At 70.3% G+C, this 15,700-nt stretch carries 14 protein-coding genes; 6 read left to right on the top strand and 8 right to left on the bottom strand.

Going from position 1 to position 15,700, the window contains the following annotated elements:
• Nucleotides 1-214: 214 nt before the first annotated feature.
• From P3X83_RS26955 to P3X83_RS26920, 8 genes are all read right to left on the bottom strand, one after another.
• On the bottom strand, nucleotides 215-751 hold the full coding sequence (locus P3X83_RS26955; RefSeq protein ID WP_277308025.1) for a DUF1707 domain-containing protein: 537 nt from the start codon (nucleotides 749-751) through the stop codon (nucleotides 215-217).
• Nucleotides 748-1,551, bottom strand: coding sequence for an ABC transporter permease (locus P3X83_RS26950; protein ID WP_277308024.1), 804 nt, complete (start codon nucleotides 1,549-1,551; stop codon nucleotides 748-750). Before P3X83_RS26950 ends, P3X83_RS26955 begins: the two co-directional genes overlap by 4 nt.
• Nucleotides 1,548-2,513: an ATP-binding cassette domain-containing protein gene (locus P3X83_RS26945; RefSeq protein WP_277308023.1), complete on the bottom strand. Its 966-nt coding sequence runs from the start codon at nucleotides 2,511-2,513 to the stop codon at nucleotides 1,548-1,550. Before P3X83_RS26945 ends, P3X83_RS26950 begins: the two co-directional genes overlap by 4 nt.
• Before the next feature lie 142 nt (nucleotides 2,514-2,655).
• Nucleotides 2,656-3,504, bottom strand: coding sequence for an SDR family NAD(P)-dependent oxidoreductase (locus P3X83_RS26940; RefSeq protein ID WP_277308022.1), 849 nt, complete (start codon nucleotides 3,502-3,504; stop codon nucleotides 2,656-2,658).
• 1 nt (nucleotide 3,505) lies between these two features.
• Nucleotides 3,506-4,261 (bottom strand): sterol desaturase family protein, encoded by a 756-nt coding sequence (locus tag P3X83_RS26935; RefSeq protein WP_277308020.1) that lies wholly within the window; start codon nucleotides 4,259-4,261, stop codon nucleotides 3,506-3,508.
• Entirely contained in the window at nucleotides 4,261-5,628 is a 1,368-nt protein-coding gene (locus P3X83_RS26930) for a cytochrome P450 (RefSeq protein ID WP_277308019.1), read from the bottom strand. Before P3X83_RS26930 ends, P3X83_RS26935 begins: the two co-directional genes overlap by 1 nt.
• A 198-nt stretch (nucleotides 5,629-5,826) precedes the next feature.
• Nucleotides 5,827-6,924, bottom strand: a complete 1,098-nt coding sequence (locus tag P3X83_RS26925; protein WP_277308018.1) for a serine hydrolase domain-containing protein — start codon at nucleotides 6,922-6,924, stop codon at nucleotides 5,827-5,829.
• A gap of 80 nt (nucleotides 6,925-7,004) precedes the next feature.
• On the bottom strand, nucleotides 7,005-8,009 hold the full coding sequence (locus P3X83_RS26920; RefSeq protein WP_277308017.1) for a tyrosine-type recombinase/integrase: 1,005 nt from the start codon (nucleotides 8,007-8,009) through the stop codon (nucleotides 7,005-7,007).
• Between the two features lie 50 nt (nucleotides 8,010-8,059).
• Between P3X83_RS26920 and P3X83_RS26915 the strand changes: the two genes are divergently transcribed.
• The 6 genes from P3X83_RS26915 to P3X83_RS26890 all read left to right on the top strand — a co-directional run bounded on the left by P3X83_RS26915 (nucleotide 8,060) and on the right by P3X83_RS26890 (nucleotide 15,578).
• Nucleotides 8,060-8,665, top strand: a complete 606-nt coding sequence (locus P3X83_RS26915) for an STAS domain-containing protein (RefSeq protein WP_277308016.1) — start codon at nucleotides 8,060-8,062, stop codon at nucleotides 8,663-8,665.
• 370 nt (nucleotides 8,666-9,035) lie between these two features.
• Complete coding sequence (locus P3X83_RS26910) at nucleotides 9,036-9,446, top strand: hypothetical protein (RefSeq protein WP_277308015.1); 411 nt, start codon at nucleotides 9,036-9,038, stop codon at nucleotides 9,444-9,446.
• A 77-nt stretch (nucleotides 9,447-9,523) separates the two neighbouring features.
• Complete coding sequence (locus P3X83_RS26905; protein WP_277308014.1) at nucleotides 9,524-10,054, top strand: hypothetical protein; 531 nt, start codon at nucleotides 9,524-9,526, stop codon at nucleotides 10,052-10,054.
• Between the two features lie 5 nt (nucleotides 10,055-10,059).
• Nucleotides 10,060-13,509 (top strand): CHAT domain-containing protein, encoded by a 3,450-nt coding sequence (locus P3X83_RS26900; protein WP_277308013.1) that lies wholly within the window; start codon nucleotides 10,060-10,062, stop codon nucleotides 13,507-13,509.
• A 138-nt stretch (nucleotides 13,510-13,647) separates the two neighbouring features.
• Complete coding sequence (locus tag P3X83_RS26895; protein WP_277308012.1) at nucleotides 13,648-14,580, top strand: SGNH/GDSL hydrolase family protein; 933 nt, start codon at nucleotides 13,648-13,650, stop codon at nucleotides 14,578-14,580.
• 74 nt (nucleotides 14,581-14,654) lie between these two features.
• A complete protein-coding gene (locus P3X83_RS26890; protein ID WP_277308011.1) occupies nucleotides 14,655-15,578 on the top strand; it encodes an ABC transporter permease in 924 nt (307 codons plus the stop codon).
• The last annotated feature ends 122 nt before the right edge of the window (nucleotides 15,579-15,700 follow it).

Genomic DNA, 15,700 nt, shown 5'->3' with positions numbered 1-15,700 from the left:
CGGGCCGTCCCCGGACGGCCCGCGCTCATTCCGCTGGGCGCGAGGCTTTCGGTCAGCGGCCCGAGGGCGAGGGCGCGGCCGGGATCCAGGTCGAGCAGGCGGCGCAGCCGGTCGCGCCAGAGCGCTTCCAGCTCCGGCGCTGGGGCGTCCTGTTCCAGACGGGCGCGGGTGGCGTCGAGCTCGTCGCCCACGGTGCCGTCCGGAAGCGGTCGGCTCAGCGGGCGTTCCATCGCCAGGCGCGCGGGTGGCGGATCACCAGGTTGCCGTAGGTCAGTTCCCCGGTGACCCTGACGTGCGGCCGTCCCTGCCGGGTGCGGCCCGGGGCCGTGCAGGTCACGGTGCCCCACCGGGTTCGGGTGCCGTCGGCGTTCGCGGTCGCCAGGGACGGCAGGAGGATGACGGCCGAGCCGTAGGTGAGGCAGAGCTCGATGTCGGTCTGGGAGCCGAGGGCGGCCCGGGACATGTCGAGCCGCACCTTGCCGTACTCGGAGTCCACCCGCAGCAGCCTCGGGACCTGCCAGTCGCCGGTGCGGACGATGTTCCCGGCGGTGGAGACGATCTCGGTCACCTCGTCCGCCTCGTCCGGCAGGTCGGCGAGGGCCGGTTCCAGTTCGCCCCCGCGGGTGGCGGTGAGCGCCAGCTCCAGCCGGCGCTCCAGCTCGGCCGGGCCGAACCACCCGTCCGCGTACGCCCGCTGGAGCCGGTCCACCGCGTCTTCGCGGTCCTCGTCGGAGAGGCGCCCGCCGTTCATCGGCTGACGGCCCGCCGGTACAGCCGCGTGGCCAGCGGCGCGAACACCGCCAGGAGCAGCACCGACCAGAGCACCGACACCAGCACCGCGTGCCGCAGCGGCCAGACGTCGGGCACCGCCATGGCCGGGCTGGTGTTGCCGAACAGCTCACGCGCGGCCTGGATCAGCGTGGAGACCGGGTTCCAGTCGGCGATCACCCGCAGCGGGCCGGGCAGGCGGGCGCTGTCCACGAAGGCGTTGGAGAGGAAGACCAGCGGGAACGACATGATGGTGGCCACGTTGTTGAAGACCTCGGGGGTGCGCAGGCTGAGCGCCACCGTCGCCGTCACCCATGAGAAGGCGTAGGAGAAGAACAGCAGGAGCAGGAACCCTCCGGCGGCCTCCAGCGGCGACGAGTGCACCCGCCAGCCGACCAGCAGCCCGACCAGCGCCATCGCGACGACGCTCGTCAGATTCATGATCACGTCGCTGAGGGTCTGGCCGGTCAGCACCGCCGACGGCGACATCGGCAGCGTGCGGAACCGGTCGAAGATGCCCTTCTGCAGGTCCAGGGTGAGCGTATAGCCGGTGATCTGCGCGCTGCTCACGATCGTCATGACGAAGATGCCGGGGAGCAGGTACTCCCCGTACGACATGCCGGGCAGCTCGATCATGCTGCCGAACACGTAGGCGAACAGCAGCACGAACACGATCGGCAGCATGATGACGCCGCCCAGCAGGTCGGGGGCCCGCCTGATCTTCAGCGCGTTGCGCTTGGCGATGGTCATGCCGTCGGCGACGGCCATCTGGAGGGTGTTCATCGGACGGTCTCCTTGTGCGTCTCGCGGGTCTGCTGTCCGGTCAGGGCCAGGAACACGTCGTCTAGGGCCGGCCTGCGCAGGCCGGCGTCGCGGACGGCGACGCGCTCGGCGGCCAGGTGGCCGAGCGCCGTGGTCAGCGCGGCGACGCCGCCCGCGACCGGGACGGTCAGCCGGAGCACGGCGAGGTCGGTCCGCACCTCTCCGGCGGCCAGCGGCGCGAGCGCCCGCTCCGCCGCCATCAGGTCGGCCGCGCTGGTCAGCGACAGCTCGATCCGGTCGCCGCCCACCTGGGCCTTCAGCTCGTCGGGGGTGCCGAGGGCGATCATGCGGCCGTGGTCGACGACCGCGATCCGGCTCGCGAGCCGGTCGGCCTCCTCCAGGTACTGGGTGGTGAGCAGCACGGTCGTGCCCGCCGCGACGAGTTCCGCGATGACCTCCCACAGGCCCACCCGGGCGCGGGGGTCGAGCCCGGTCGTGGGCTCGTCGAGGAACAGCACCGGTGGATCGGCGACCAGCGCACCGGCCAGGTCGAGCCGCCGCCGCATGCCGCCGGAGTAGCCGTGCACGGGACGGTCGCCGGCGTCGGTCAGGTCGAAGCGCTCCAGCAGCTCGCGGGCCCGCGCCCGGCTGCGCTTTACGCCCAGGTGGTAGAGGCGGCCGACCATTTCCAGGTTCTCGGCGCCGGTGAGGTGGTCGTCCACGGCGGCGTACTGGCCGGACGCACCGATGTGGGAGCGCAGCCGACCGGCGTCGCGGACGACGTCGAATCCGGCCACGCGGGCGTGCCCGCCGTCCGGCTTCAGCAGGGTGGTGAGGATTCGCACCGTGGTGGTCTTGCCCGCGCCGTTCGGGCCGAGCAGGCCGAACACCGTGCCCTGGGGGACCGACAGGTTCAGCCCGTCCAAAGCCGTCACGTCGCCGTACTTCTTGACCAGTCCTTCAGCCTCGATCGCAGGGGGCATGGGATCTCTCCTTCACTTTGGCGCCTGACCTCATAATGACGCCACTATGGCGTCAAGACAAGTGCAATTCTGCGCATAATGACGCCATACCACGAAAGGCATGGTCAACCAGGGATAGAAGAGTGACGTCGGGCTGGCGTCACTAGGACGCGAGACGCTCGCTCAGCGCCCAAAGATCCGACGCCAGGGCGGCATCGCGGGCCATCCGGCTCACCGGGGTCACCGCGCGATCGACGAAGTACTCACCGGTGTGCGCCGCCGCCCCGGGGTCGGCGGCGAGCCAGACCAGGGTGTCGGCGGCCCGCTCGGGGGCGCGGGCGAGCGCCGCGGCGAGCGGGCTCCCGGCCACCGCCGTCCAGAACCGGGAGTCGCGGGCGAAGAACCGGCTGCGGACGAACCCCGGATGCATGCAGTTCGCGGTGACGCCGGCGGGCGCGAGACGCCGGGCCAGCTCCCGGGTGAACAGCACGTTGGCCAGCTTGGAATCGCAGTAGGCCCGGAACCCGGAGCGCAGGCCGGGGGTCGCCACCCGGTCGAGGTCGAGACGGCCCAGCCGATGCGAGACGCTCGCGGTGCTGACCACGCGTGCGCCAGGGGTCTCGCGCAGCAGGCCGAGCAGGCCGGTGGTGATGACGAAGTACGCCAGGTGGTTGAGCGCGAACGTCGTCTCCAGGCCGTCGGGGGTGGTGGCGCGCCGGTCGAAGATCGCGCCCGCGTTGTTCACCAGGACGTCGAGGCGATCGGATCGCGCCCGGAAATCGGCGGCCACCCGGTGCATGTCGGAGATGACGGAGAGGTCGCCGATCAGGTGGTCGACGGCCGGGTTGCCGGTCGCCCGCCGCAGCTCGTCGGCCGTGCTCCGGGTTCTCGTCTCGTCGCGTCCGACGATGGTGAGCGTCGCCCCGCGGGCGGCGAACTCGCTCGCCGCCGCCCGGCCCAGGCCCGAGGTGGCTCCGGTGAGCAGTATCCGCCTGCCCGCGAGGTCGCGCACGCTAACCGGCCGATCCGGCCGACACCTTGCGGTCGTCGTCAGAGCCGGTGTCATCGGGGACGGCCCGCGCGCGGATCACCGTGCCGAACAGGATGTCGACCAGCGCGAAGTTCTGCGCGTAGTTCCCCCGGTAGTAGCGGTGGTGGTCGTCGTGCCGCCGCGCGGTGAAGATCACCGGAACCCGGATCTCGTGGCCGGAGTGGTAGGCCACGGCCAGGAAGGTCTGCAGGAACAGGCACGTCACCGCGGCCGAGACGTGGATCGGCACGACCGCCAGCGGCAGCACCGCGCACAGCGTGCCGACGAAGAAGTCGAGCGGGTGCTCGTAGAACGTGTCGCGCAGCCCGCCCGGCGACGTCGCCTCGTGGTGGATGTAGTGCAGCCGGTACCAGAAGAAGTCGGTGTGCATGAGCCGGTGATAGGAGTAGTAGAGCAGGTCGTTGCCGAGCAGCACGAGGGCCGCGGCCACGACGGTGTTGAGGAGGGTCACCTGGTTCCACGACACGTTGGGCAGGTGCGCCATGCCGTACAGGGTGGCCCCGGCGAACCCGGCCAGCAGCGTGTAGTTGACCGCCAGCGTCAGTCCGACGTTCTTCGTCTTGGCCGCCTCGGGCGGATCCTCCTGGATCCGGGGCGTGCGCCGCTTGAGCGCGTTCACCAGGGCGGACGCGATGACCAGATTGGCGACGGTGAACAGCGGCGCGACCACGAAATAGGCCCACACCGGCATTTCCAGCAGTAACCGATGGACGTCCATCACAGCGCCCCCTCGCTCTTGCGGCGCTGATAGCGGACCCGGCACGGAGAGATCGGCCAGCGCGGTTTGGAGCCCGATCCCTTGCCCGGATCCGGGTCGACCAGCTCAAGCTCGAAGTTCTCCAGCAGGTAGCCGATGACCACCTTCATCACCAGGTTGGCGTAGTGCATCCCCACGCAGCGGTGCAGGCCGCCGCCGAAGGCGATCATGCCGCTGTGCTGCGTGCCGTCCCTGCGCTCTGCGGCGAAGCGCTCGGGGTGGAAAGCGTCCGGGTCGGGGAAGACGTCGGACAGGCGCTGCGAGACGGCGGGCGACGCGAGGACCAGCGACCCCTTCCGCACGTGGAATCCGGCCACCTCGAAATCGGCGGCGGCGGCGCGCATCATCAGGAAGGCCATCGGGTGCAGGCGGACGCTCTCCGACACGCCCCACCCGAGCCGCTCCAGCCGGGTCAGCGTGTCGAGCCGCCGCTCGGGGTCGTCCGCCAGCACGGCGTCTTGTTCGGCCACCACCGAGCGCAGGTACTCCGGGTTGCGGAGCAGCTCGATCAGCGCCCAGCTCGTCTGTCCCGTGGTCGTCTCGTAGCCGGCCCACTGCAGCACCAGGATCATGTTGACGATGATGTGGTCGGGCACCGCGCGGCCGTCGGAGTAGCGGGCCTCGGCGAGCGTCTGGATCAGGTCGGCCGGTTCGCGGGGCACGGCGCGACGGCGGGCGAGCAGGTCCGAGAGCATCGCGTGCAGCCGCTTCTTCGCGGCCTGGCTGCGCAGCAGGCGGGGAATCGGCAGCCACAGTGGCAGCACGAACTCGGTGCCCTCGCGGAATCTGTGGAACTCCGGCAGGAAGGACGGCCCCAGTTCCTCGCGGCAGTCAGAGCCGAGCAGGGACGACGCGTTGATGTCCATGATGAGCGGCGCGAGCGTGGGGGCGAGGTCGAACTCCCCGGAGTCGCCCAGCCTGGTCCCGAAGGCGCGCATCTCCTTCGTCATGGCGTCGATGTATCCGGACAGCTTGCGGCCCTGGAACGGCGGGATCAGGATCTTCCGCTGTTCTTTGTACTCGGGGGGATCGGCGAAGAAGTAGAGGTTCTCGTGGAACATCTTCCGGAAGAACGGATACGCCTCCCGAATGGACAGCAGTTTGTCGGTCTCCTCGAAGAAGAACCGAGTGTGCTCGGGGCCGAGCAGCACCACCGCGGGCTTGTTGCCCAGCCGTACCGAGAAGACCCGGCCGTGCTCTTCGGCGCCCTGGCGCAGCAGGGCCACCGGATCGCGCATGAACTGCAGGGCATTGCCCAGGATCGGATGCCCTGGAACGCTCGGCGGCTCGGGCGCGAGCGTGGTGGTGCGGGCAGCGCGACGTCGCATGGTTACCACTTTCGAATCGTCGAGCGCGCACCGGACGACGTATCAGCCAGCATCGGCAAAGGACCCGTCATCGTCAAGCACCCGGCGATTCGCTAAGCCGTATGAACCGCTTTCGCCGACCGGATCACGCGATCGGACGTTCGGACGCGCCCCCGTTCGTGGCGCCCGCCCACCGATCCCGTGATCCGGCGGAGCCCGTCAGCGGGAGCAGAGGGCCGTGTCGAAGGCCGCGATCAGCCGCTGCCGCGACTCGCCCTCTGCCGAGCCCGTGACGTACACCGTGGCGGTGCGGCCCGCCCGGTCCCGGCCGCTGAACACCGACACGCCAGGCAGGTCGCCGCCGTGGCCCAGGAGGTCACCGCCGCAGCTCAGCGGGATCGACATCACGCCGTAGCCGTACCGGGCGCCCTTGGGCCAGCCCTGTTCGCCGATCTTGACGAACTCGGTGCCGGCGGGCTTGCGGGCGCGCCAGAACCTGTCCAGGTCGCGCGGCGTGGAGATCAGGCCGCCGCTGGCGTCGAACTCGTAGCCGGGCAGCCGGGTGACGTCGACCACGCCGTCCTTGGGCTTGAGCGGGTGCACGCCGTACGTGCGCGCGTGCGGGCCCCGGATCCCGGTCTCGCCCTTGGCCGGCCAGTAGGTGTCGCGCATGCCCAGCGGCTTGAACACCAGGTCCCGGCTGACCACGCGGAAGTCGCGCCCGGTCACCGCCCGGATGACCTTGCCGAGCACCAGGTAGTTGGTGTTGGAGTAGGCGAACTCGCCGCGCGGCGTGGGCGCGAGGGTCAGCGCCAGCTTCAGCAGGTCCTGCCGTCCGATCTTGGACCAGTCGGCGACCGGCGTGAAGTCGGGCAGGCCGCTGGTCTGCCGGAGCAGCATGCGCACGGTGATGTCCTTGCCGTGCATGCCCTTGCCCCGGATGACGCCGGGCAGGTAGGTCTCGACCGGCTTCGACAGGTCCACCTTGCCCTGGTCGGCCAGTTCGAGCACGGTGGCCGCGATGACCGACTTGCTCACGCTGGCGATCCTCAACCGGCCGGACGCACCGGGCATCCGGCGCTCGGCGCCGCGCTCGGCGGTGCCGGAGACGATCGTGACGGTCCTGCCGCCGGGGTGCCGGATGTAGGCGAGCGCGCCGGGGATCTCAGGCGCGGTGGTCAGCGCGTCGAGGCGGTCCTGAACGGACGGCGGGCGGTCCGCGGCGGCGAACGCGGGCGCCACGGGAGCCAGGAGCACCGGGACGGCGAGGGCGAGGGCGAGCAGGCGGCGGGGAGCGAGGGAACGCGGTGAGGACATGCCTACGACTCTGTCGGAGCCCCGGCCTGCCCACAGTCACGCCAACACCCTTGCTCAGGTAGGGCTGCCCCTACCACGGCCTATAGCTCGGTGACGAGAGCGTCCAAAAGGGCTTCCCGATCGGCTTCCGTGGACTGGACATAGCGGCGCGTGGTGTCCAGCGAGCCGTGCCCCAGCAACTCCGCCACGAGGATGGGGTCGTTGCCGTCACGGATCAGCCGAGCGGCGAAGGTGTGGCGCAGGACGAGCGGGCTCAGCGGCCCGGCGTGATCGTCGCCCAGGCCGGCCGCCGCGCCGAGACCGGTGATGATCTCCCGGGCGGCACGGTCGCTGAGCCGGGCTCCCCGATGGTTGAGGAACACCGCGTCGTGCGTGTCGGCCCCCTTCCACTGGGCACGCGTCCGCGACCAGTCGGCCAGGGCGCCGCCGAGGTCCGGGTGGACGGGCACCAGGCGGACCTTGCCATGGTCCCGGCCTTTGCCACGGATGCGAAGTTCCCCTTTCCCGGTCTGGAGACGTACGTCGGCCATGTCCAGGCCGACGACCTCGGAGATGCGCAGACCCGCGTAGTAGGGCAGCAGGGCGATGGCCCTGTCGCGCGGGGAGGCGGCGACCCCGACGTGACGGAGGTAGTGGCGGATGGGCCCGGTGTCCAGGACGCGCGGGGGAGCGGGGCGGGCGTCGCGTTCGCGACGGGCACCGGGCCTGCCAAGGCCGGAACGGGCGTAGAAGTCGTCAATGGCCGACAGATAGGTGTCGATGGTGCTGGAAGCACGGTTGTTGTCCTTGAGGTGGCGGTGAAACCCGAGCACCGCGCCGGCCGCCGCTGCGGAGTCCGTGAGCGGGTCGCCGGGCAGGGTCTCACCGGCCGCCCGGTCGGCCAGCCAGGCGAGGTAGCCGCGCAGCCGGGAGATGTACTTCTCCTTGGTCGAGTCGGTCAGCGGGGCGTGCCTGAGCGCGACGGCGTACTCGGCCAGGACGGCCGCCTGAGGATCGGGGAGCGGTACGGCCCGCGACCGGCGTGTGTTTCCGGGAGCCGCTACGCGCGGTGGCGTGCTGTCCGAGGCCGGATTCCCTGACGTCATCTCGTCATTCTACTTCCGGAATCACAGATTTCCGGAAGACGTGAGGTAGGGTGGAGGTCACCGAGGTCTTTTCGAGCGTTGGCACCCAGGTCGGCGTCGCCCCCGGCGAACCACCACCAGCGGTCCTGTTTCTCAAGGGCCTGACAGGTCGGTCGACCATGGCCATGACGCCGATGTTCGTCTTTCATGCACCGGGCCCGGCCGCCCACGAAAACGGCGATCCCATCAGCGATCGCCCGGCCACCCCGTTGAGTGCGGCCCAGGAACGGAAATACATGATCAGTCTTAACGGTCCCAGCACCACCATGAGTCGCACGTGTGTCGGCATGGAAGGCCTGACGGTCGGCAGGACCGACCTGAGCGCCGTCCGGCGCACCATCGCGACGGTCATCCGGCCGTCCGGTGAGATCGACATCTTCACCAGCCACGCGCTTCGCGAAAGCCTGCTGCGTGTCCTGCGGCACAGCAAGAGCACCCTCATCGTCGACCTGTCAGGAGTGTCCTTCTGCGACGCCTCCGGCCTGGCCGTCCTGGTCGGCATCCAGCGGCGCGCCCGTTCGATGGGCATCACCCTGGCCCTGAGCTCGCCCCGCCCGTTCATGGCCCGGCTGCTGCGCATCACCGGCCTGGACCGCAGCCTGCCGATCGCCGCGTGACCTGACGCGCGGTCACCGCTCCCGGGATCGCGAACGCGTACCTGCCGCCGCGCCATCGCGGCACGTGACCACCATGGGTTCCGGTCCTCGTCGCCCGGGTTGACGAGAGGCCGGAGCGGACTGTCCCCTGCCGGACCAGCAGGGGGCAGTCCTCTGACATGTCACCGTCACGAGGCCGAGAGCGACCACTGCAGGCCCGCCGCGACATGCTTGATCGGAATTCCTGGCCTTGTCGTCATTGACGGGGATTAATCAGACATAAAGCCATGGATGCCCGAATTCGGTAATTAGGGTGACCCTATTACTTAATAATCGAGCCGCGCCACCAAAGCCTCGGATATCTCGCCATAATCAGGTACAGGAGGTGTCCATGCCCTTCTTTATCCGATCGGTGGAGTCGCGGTTGCTGCCGGTCCTGCGAAAACACCGCGACAGCCCCATCGAGGCGCTGGTCGCGCACTCCGGGCTGTCGCCGGAAGAGGTGCGAAAGTCCCTTTCCACGTTGCGACGCCGGGGACTGGTCGCCGAAACCGGCGAAGGCCGGTATTCGCTGACCGACATCGGCGTCAAGACCAGCCTCCACGCCGCCCCCGACGACACCCGCGACCGATCCTCCGGCGTCTTCCTCCTCGACGACGAGATCGAGGAGGCGGCGAGCAGCGCCTCGGAGGCCGAACTCAACAGCGCGCTCGACGACGCGCTCGGCACACCCGAGCGAGAGCCCGCCCCAGAACCCAGTGCGGATCCCAGTGCGGATCCCAGAGCGGAACCCGAGCGCTAGGACGGCCGGCCATGCAGCATTCCCCGTGGTTGTCCCTGTTGTCGGCGGCCGTCGCCGGCGGAGTGACACTCTTCGACATGGACCGGACGTTCATCGTCGGCGACGTGTCCGGCTACCGCGTCCACCGATCCGCCTGGTGGTGGGGCTTCGTCCTGGTCAACTGCGCGACCGCCGCCGTGGTGTACTTCGGCCTGGCCGCGGTGCCCGCCTTCAGGGACTGGAACTCCTGGCTGTTCGCGGCCGGGATCGGCGTCTCCTACCTGGCGCTGGTCAGGCTGAAGTTCGCCACCGTCTCGTACCAGAACACCCAGATCCCGGTCGGGCTGGACACCTTCTACGAGTCGGGGCGCCAGTTCGTCTTCAAACGGATCAACGAGGCGGTCAAGGCCGACCGGGCGCGGCTGGCCCGGCGGCTGATCGAGGACCACGACGTGAAGTCGCTGGGCAACCAGATCCGGCTGGACATCAACCTGGACGCGCTGCTCACGCCGGAGGAGAAGAAGACCCGGCTCGCCTGGCTCCTGAAGGTGTTACAGGATCCCGGCTTCGACGAGGAGCAGAAGAAGACGACCATGGCCGTGTACCTCGCTTCGGGAACCCAGGTCTGAGGGCCATGGCCGTGCCGTACGCGCCGGGCGCCTTCGGTGACCTCTCCTGCCCGCGCTGCGGGGAGCCGCTGCCCGAGACCGAGTGCTGGATGGTGCTGACCCCGGACAGCGACCCCGCCCTGCTCGACCTGGTCGAGCGGGGCGAGCTGAACCTGGCGACGTGCGCGGTCTGCGGCCAGATCGGCGACCTCAACGTGCCCGTGCTGTGGGCCGAGCCTGGCCGGAGCATCCTGGTCTACGACGCCTTCACCGCCTCCCGGGAGGAGTCCGCGATCCGCCGGGACATCTTCGCCGAGCTGGCGGAGCTGGACGGGTTCGACGTCGAGGCGCTGCGCGGCAGCTCGCTGACCGTCCGCGACTTCATGGAACTGATCGACTTCCTGGAGATGGACGACGACCTGTTCGACCTGGCCGTCACCGCGTCGCGAATGCGGGAGGCCAGGATGGGCCTCTTCGGCGCGGACAGGGTCGAGGCGATCCTGCGGGACGTCGAGGCGTGCCCCGTCTTCTTCATCGGCGACTACGAGCGCTCGGCCGAACTGCTCGGGCACGCCGAGTTCTGGCAGGGCGAGCAGGCGGAGAGCCTGCGGGCGATCTTCGCCGACGGGCTCGACCCCGAGGACGAGACGGCGACCCCCGGGCTCAGGCCGCGACGGCTGCCGCCGTCCGCCCGCGAACGGTTCAACGCCGCGCTCGCCGAGGCCGCCGAGGTCATCACGGCCGAGGAGGGCGAGCTGATCGGCACCGAGCGCGCCCTCGGCGTGCTGGTGGACCGGGCGATCACGCTGACCCCCGAGGAGGCCGAGCGCTTCGGCGGGGCGGGGGCCGAGGCCGCGGCGCGCTTCGAAGGGCTGGCCGAGGTGTTCGAACGGCTCGGCGCCGAGCCGCCCGAGCCTCCAGCCGAGCCGCCGGGGCGCGACGCGCTCCGCGAGGTCGTCGGCCGCGTCGGCGGCGGGGAGTACCGGCCGTTCGCCTGGGACCTCCTCCCCGAGGCCGTCGAGCCGCCCCCCGGTCTGGAGGAGGCCGTCGCCGCGTACGTGGACGGCCGGTACGAGGAGGCGCTGGAACGCGCGCTGCTGGCGGAACGTTCCTGCGAGCCCGACCAGGTACGGCTGTGCGCCCTCTACACCGCGATGCTCACCCTGGAGTGCGACCGGCCGTACGGCCGGGGCCTGGCCCGCGACGCGATCGCCGCGACGGTCGCGAGCATCGAGGAGACCGGACAGGCGGAGGTCAACGAGCTGACCGGGCTGGCGCACGTCCAGCGGGTGCTGGGTGAGGTGGAACGGCAGGTCGGGGAGTTCCAATGGTCCCTCAACTACCAGCTCACCGCGTTCGACCTCTACCTGACCCTGTCCGACTGGGGCTGGCTCTCCGAGGTCGGGCCCGCGCTGGTCGTGTCGCTGGTGGCGTTCGGGCGCAAGGACGAGGCCTTCCAGATCGCGCTGCTACTGGACAACGAGGAGTTCTGGCCGAGGGTGCCCAGGGAGCCGCTGGCCCGGATGTTCAGCGCCATGGCGTCCATCGAGGAACCCGGCCTGGAGCTGGTCTGCGACCTGGGCGACGGGCAGACCAGGGTCGTGGAACGGGACGGTCACCCGTCGAGGATCATCGTGGAGTTCCGCGCCCCCGGACAGCCCGACCAGTCCGCCAGCACGATGATCATCGGCAATCGGGGCCTGAACGAACTGGTGCGGCTGCTGGCCGCCGCCGACGACGACGATCCGGCCGACCGACTGCGGCTGCTCCTCGCGGTGCAGCAGGTGGAGGCGTACCTGCTCGGCTCGGGGCGCGAGTTCCGCGAGACGGTGGACATGACGCTGGTCCGCAACGTGCACCAGCTCGTCGCGATGGCGATGCGGGCGGCCGGGGACGACCCGCCGCTGCCGGTGGTGGCGGACGTCGCGCTGGCCTTCGCGACGGCCTGCCAGGTGGCGGTGACCGAGGCGCTCAGAGCGGACGAGATCTTCGCCCGGGGCGGCTCGACCGGCGACCTGGGCGCCTACCTGTGGGGCCTGGCCCTGCTCACCGGCAAGGTCGCCTACGAGCTGGACCGCGTGCTGGACGGCCTGCGCCGGTTCACCATGACCGACCACGGATCGCTGACCGAGGCCGTCCTCACCTCCTACGCGCTGACCCTGGAGACCGCCGGCGAACTCGACAAGGTCATCGACCTCTACCGGGAGCTGATCCCCCGCGCCGAGAAGCGGCGCTCGGTGTTCCTGAACCGGACGCTCACGCTGTGGGCGCAGGCCGCGATGAGCCCGCCGTACATCCGGCTCTCCCGCTGTCTGTTCGCCCGGTTCCTGTCCGGCGGCGACCTCGGCGACGCCTTCCTCGCGGCCGACGCCCTCGAACGGCACCGCGCCCGCGAGCTGCGGCGGCTGGGCATCGCCCGCTCCGGGACCGAGCCGTCCCGCTGGCTGGTGGCCCCGCTCGACTCGGCCTCGGCCGCGCTGCCGGACGGCCACGCCGTCGTCTGCGTCGGCCTGCACCCCCACACGGTCCGCGTGCCGGGACGGTGGATGGCGGTCGGGACCTCTGCCGGAGGCGCCGGCGCATGGGCGCAGGAGACCACTCCCCCGGAACTGCTGTACGAGACTCACCTGTGGTTCGCCCACCAGATGCAGCAGGCGGCGCAGGCGGTGCGCCGGGCACGGGTCGCCACCATGGCCGAGTACACCGCGATCCTCGAACAGCACGTCCCGGCCGCCGACGCCGAGGCGCGGCTCTGCACCCTCTGGAAGGCCCTCGGCGAGGGCGCCGGACGGTTCGGCGAGCTGCTCATCAGCACCGAGGACTACGCGCTGCTGCTGCCCTGGTCGGCCGCCGCGCTGGTGGCGGCGGAGCGGGAGCCCGTGGTGCGGGTCCTGGCGACCACGGCGACGGCCGGGCAGCGCCCGGGGGCCGTCGATCCGGCCCCTTCGATCGTGGTCGCCGTCCAGGACGACCACTCCGACCGTGAGAACGCGCGGCTGGCGGAGGCGGGTGAGCAGGTGGCCGATCTGATCGCGGCCGAGCAGCCGTCGGACGACGCCCGAGTGATCGCCGTTCCCCAGTCGGAGCTGTCCGTCGCGGGCCCGGCCCACGCGCTGGTGCTGCTGGGCCACGGCCGCCGGGGGCACGGCCTGTCCCACCGGCTCCACGAGTTCGCCGAGCCGCCCCGCACGGTGGTCCTGCTGGGCTGCTGGTCGGCGCACATCGACCAGAACCTCGCCCACATGGAGGTCGAGGGCCTGGCCGTCGATCTGCTGGGCGCGGGCGTCGAGGCGGTCGTCGCGTCACTGTGGCCGGTGACGCTGGAGGCGGGCGCGCTGCTCACCTCCGCCTACCTCGCCGAGCTGAGCCAGGGGCTCTCCCCCGGCCGGGCGTTCGCCTCCGCTCGCGCGGCGCTCCGATCCGATCCGGCCTTCGACCACCCGGCCGTCTGGTGTGGTTTCACGCTGTTCGGCTGACTCCGCCGAAACCGGGCGCGAGAAAACGTTTTCTCGGCGAGAAAGGCAGGATAGTCGCAATCCGAAATTAGTTAATCACGGAACGGACATTCTTTAAAACCATTTACGGCCATGCGTGAACCCCATAAGGTGCCGATCATGAAACTACTGCTGTCAGCCATCGCCGTGGGCGCGCTGGTCTCGGTACCGGGTACGGCCGCGATGGCCGCAACGGCCACCGGATCCGGGCCGCGGGCCCTGAACGTGGTGGCCATGGGGGACTCCTACGGGTCCGGCACCGGGGCCGGAGACTATCAGCCGGGCACCGAGGGGAACTGTTGGCGCAGCGCCAACTCATATTCCGAGGTCGTCGTCCGGGAACTGCGCGAGCAGAACCGGCCGGTGAAATTCACGAACGCCACCTGCAGCGGCGCGACCACCAAGCACCTGCGTGAGTCGTTCAAGGGCCAGGCGCCCCAGTTGGACGCGCTCGCCTGGAACACCGATGTGGTGCTGCTGAGCATCGGCACCAACGACATCGGTTACGCGGGATACGGCGGGATCTGCATGCAGGCGGACTGCACGGGGGCGCCCACCAGCGCGATCCTCGACCGTATGCCGGCGATGCGGACCAGCGTCAAGACCGCCCTCGCCGACATCAGGGCCCGCAGCCCGCGCGCCCAGATCGTGCTCACTGGGTACGGCCAGCAGGTCACCCCCGGCGAGAACGCGGCCGACGTACCGCTGGACCCGATCTGCGGGGCCAATGTGTTCAGCGCCCAGGAGCGGGTGGAGGGCAACCGGGTCGCCGCCGCCCTGGACGGCACGCTGAGCGGCGCCGCCCGGTGGGCCAGGGCGCACGGCGTCCGGGTCAAGTACGTCAGCCCCTACACGGGTTCGGGCGAGGTTCGTCCCGAGTTCGAGGGTCACTCCCAGTGCGAGGCCGAGCCGACCTTCTACCGGGGCTTCGACTCCCTCGCCCCGGGCCAGGAGGGCCAGGAGGCGGTCCTGCACCTCAACCAGCCGGGACAGGCGGCACTCGCCGACCTCGTCCGGGACCGGGTTCCGGCGCTGCGCCCCGCCGGTTCCTGAGGCGGACACGACCGGCACGGCCGGGCACGATCGCATAGGCTGGCCGCACGCGGTCGACGGCGAGGAGCCAGTGCGTGCGATCTGCCGATGAGCACGAGCCCATGGCGGCCCTCGCGGCCCGTCATGGGCTTCGTCCGGCCCTCGCCCGGCCGAGGATCGGGGCCTATCTCCGCCAGGTGTGGCACCGCAGGCACTTCACCCTGGAGTACGCCTCCTCCCGCAACGCCGCACGCTACACCGGCTCGCCGATCGGCCGCCTCTGGCAGGTCCTCACGCCGCTGCTGAACGCCGCCATCTACTACGTGATGTTCGGCGTGATCCTGGGCGGCCGGGTCGGCATCGAGGACTACCCGGCGTTCCTGCTGACCGGGATGTTCGTCTTCACCTTCACGCAGCGCTCGATCGCCACGAGCGCCAAGTCGATCTCCGGCAACCTGTCGCTGATCCGCGCGCTGCACTTCCCGCGCGTGTCGCTGCCCATCTCCTGCGTCATCCAGGAGTTGCAGCAACTGTGCTACTCGATGGGCGTGCTGGCGGTTCTCCTGGTGCTGACCGGGCAGTTCCCCACCTGGCACTGGCTGCTGCTGCCGGTGCTGCTGGCCCTGCAGACGATGTTCAACCTCGGCGCGGGCCTGGTGGTCGCCAGGCTGGGCAGTTCGATGCGCGACATCAATCAGTTGCTCCCATTCGTCACCCGGGCATGGCTCTACAGTTCCGGGGTCTTCTTCTCGATCCAGGACAAGGCGGTGGGCCACCCCACGGCCGGGAACGGCTGGTCTGGCGCGAACCTGCCGCAGTGGGTCGCCGACCTCATGTACCTCAACCCCGCCGCCTCCTTCATGGAGGCGGCGCGCGAGATCCTCATGACGGGGTACCGCGACGCTCCGTACGCCGGTCCGCCGTGGATCTGGGCGAGTTGCGCGGGCTGGGCGGTGCTCATGCTGCTTTTCGGCCTCTGGTACTTCTGGCGCGCCGAGGCCTCCTACGGCCGAGGCTGAGCCATTACCCTAAACACTAAAATACAAGAATTCTAGAATAGCTGAACCCGGCTATTCGGCCGCAATTCCCCTGATAGCGTCACCACGCCAATTCGGCGCCCACCTGACGTGGTGGAACGCGA

The sequence above is a fragment of the Spongiactinospora sp. TRM90649 genome (assembly GCF_029382225.1).
In the GTDB taxonomy this organism is placed as follows: domain Bacteria; phylum Actinomycetota; class Actinomycetes; order Streptosporangiales; family Streptosporangiaceae; genus Spongiactinospora.
The sequence above is the reverse complement of the archived record's forward strand: the minus strand, read 5'-3'. Positions and strand labels throughout refer to the sequence as shown.

What these genes read in the sequence shown, in the direction of transcription:
- P3X83_RS26955 (WP_277308025.1), bottom strand. Translation starts at nt 751, where the DNA reads ATGAACGGCGGGCGCCTCTCCGACGAGGACCGCGAAGACGCGGTGGAC.
- P3X83_RS26950 (WP_277308024.1), bottom strand. Translation starts at nt 1,551, where the DNA reads ATGAACACCCTCCAGATGGCCGTCGCCGACGGCATGACCATCGCCAAG.
- P3X83_RS26945 (WP_277308023.1), bottom strand. Translation starts at nt 2,513, where the DNA reads ATGCCCCCTGCGATCGAGGCTGAAGGACTGGTCAAGAAGTACGGCGAC.
- P3X83_RS26935 (WP_277308020.1), bottom strand. Translation starts at nt 4,261, where the DNA reads ATGGACGTCCATCGGTTACTGCTGGAAATGCCGGTGTGGGCCTATTTC.
- P3X83_RS26930 (WP_277308019.1), bottom strand. Translation starts at nt 5,628, where the DNA reads ATGCGACGTCGCGCTGCCCGCACCACCACGCTCGCGCCCGAGCCGCCG.
- P3X83_RS26925 (WP_277308018.1), bottom strand. Translation starts at nt 6,924, where the DNA reads ATGTCCTCACCGCGTTCCCTCGCTCCCCGCCGCCTGCTCGCCCTCGCC.
- P3X83_RS26920 (WP_277308017.1), bottom strand. Translation starts at nt 8,009, where the DNA reads ATGACGTCAGGGAATCCGGCCTCGGACAGCACGCCACCGCGCGTAGCG.
- P3X83_RS26910 (WP_277308015.1), top strand. Translation starts at nt 9,036, where the DNA reads ATGCCCTTCTTTATCCGATCGGTGGAGTCGCGGTTGCTGCCGGTCCTG.
- P3X83_RS26905 (WP_277308014.1), top strand. Translation starts at nt 9,524, where the DNA reads ATGGACCGGACGTTCATCGTCGGCGACGTGTCCGGCTACCGCGTCCAC.
- P3X83_RS26900 (WP_277308013.1), top strand. Translation starts at nt 10,060, where the DNA reads ATGGCCGTGCCGTACGCGCCGGGCGCCTTCGGTGACCTCTCCTGCCCG.
- P3X83_RS26895 (WP_277308012.1), top strand. Translation starts at nt 13,648, where the DNA reads ATGAAACTACTGCTGTCAGCCATCGCCGTGGGCGCGCTGGTCTCGGTA.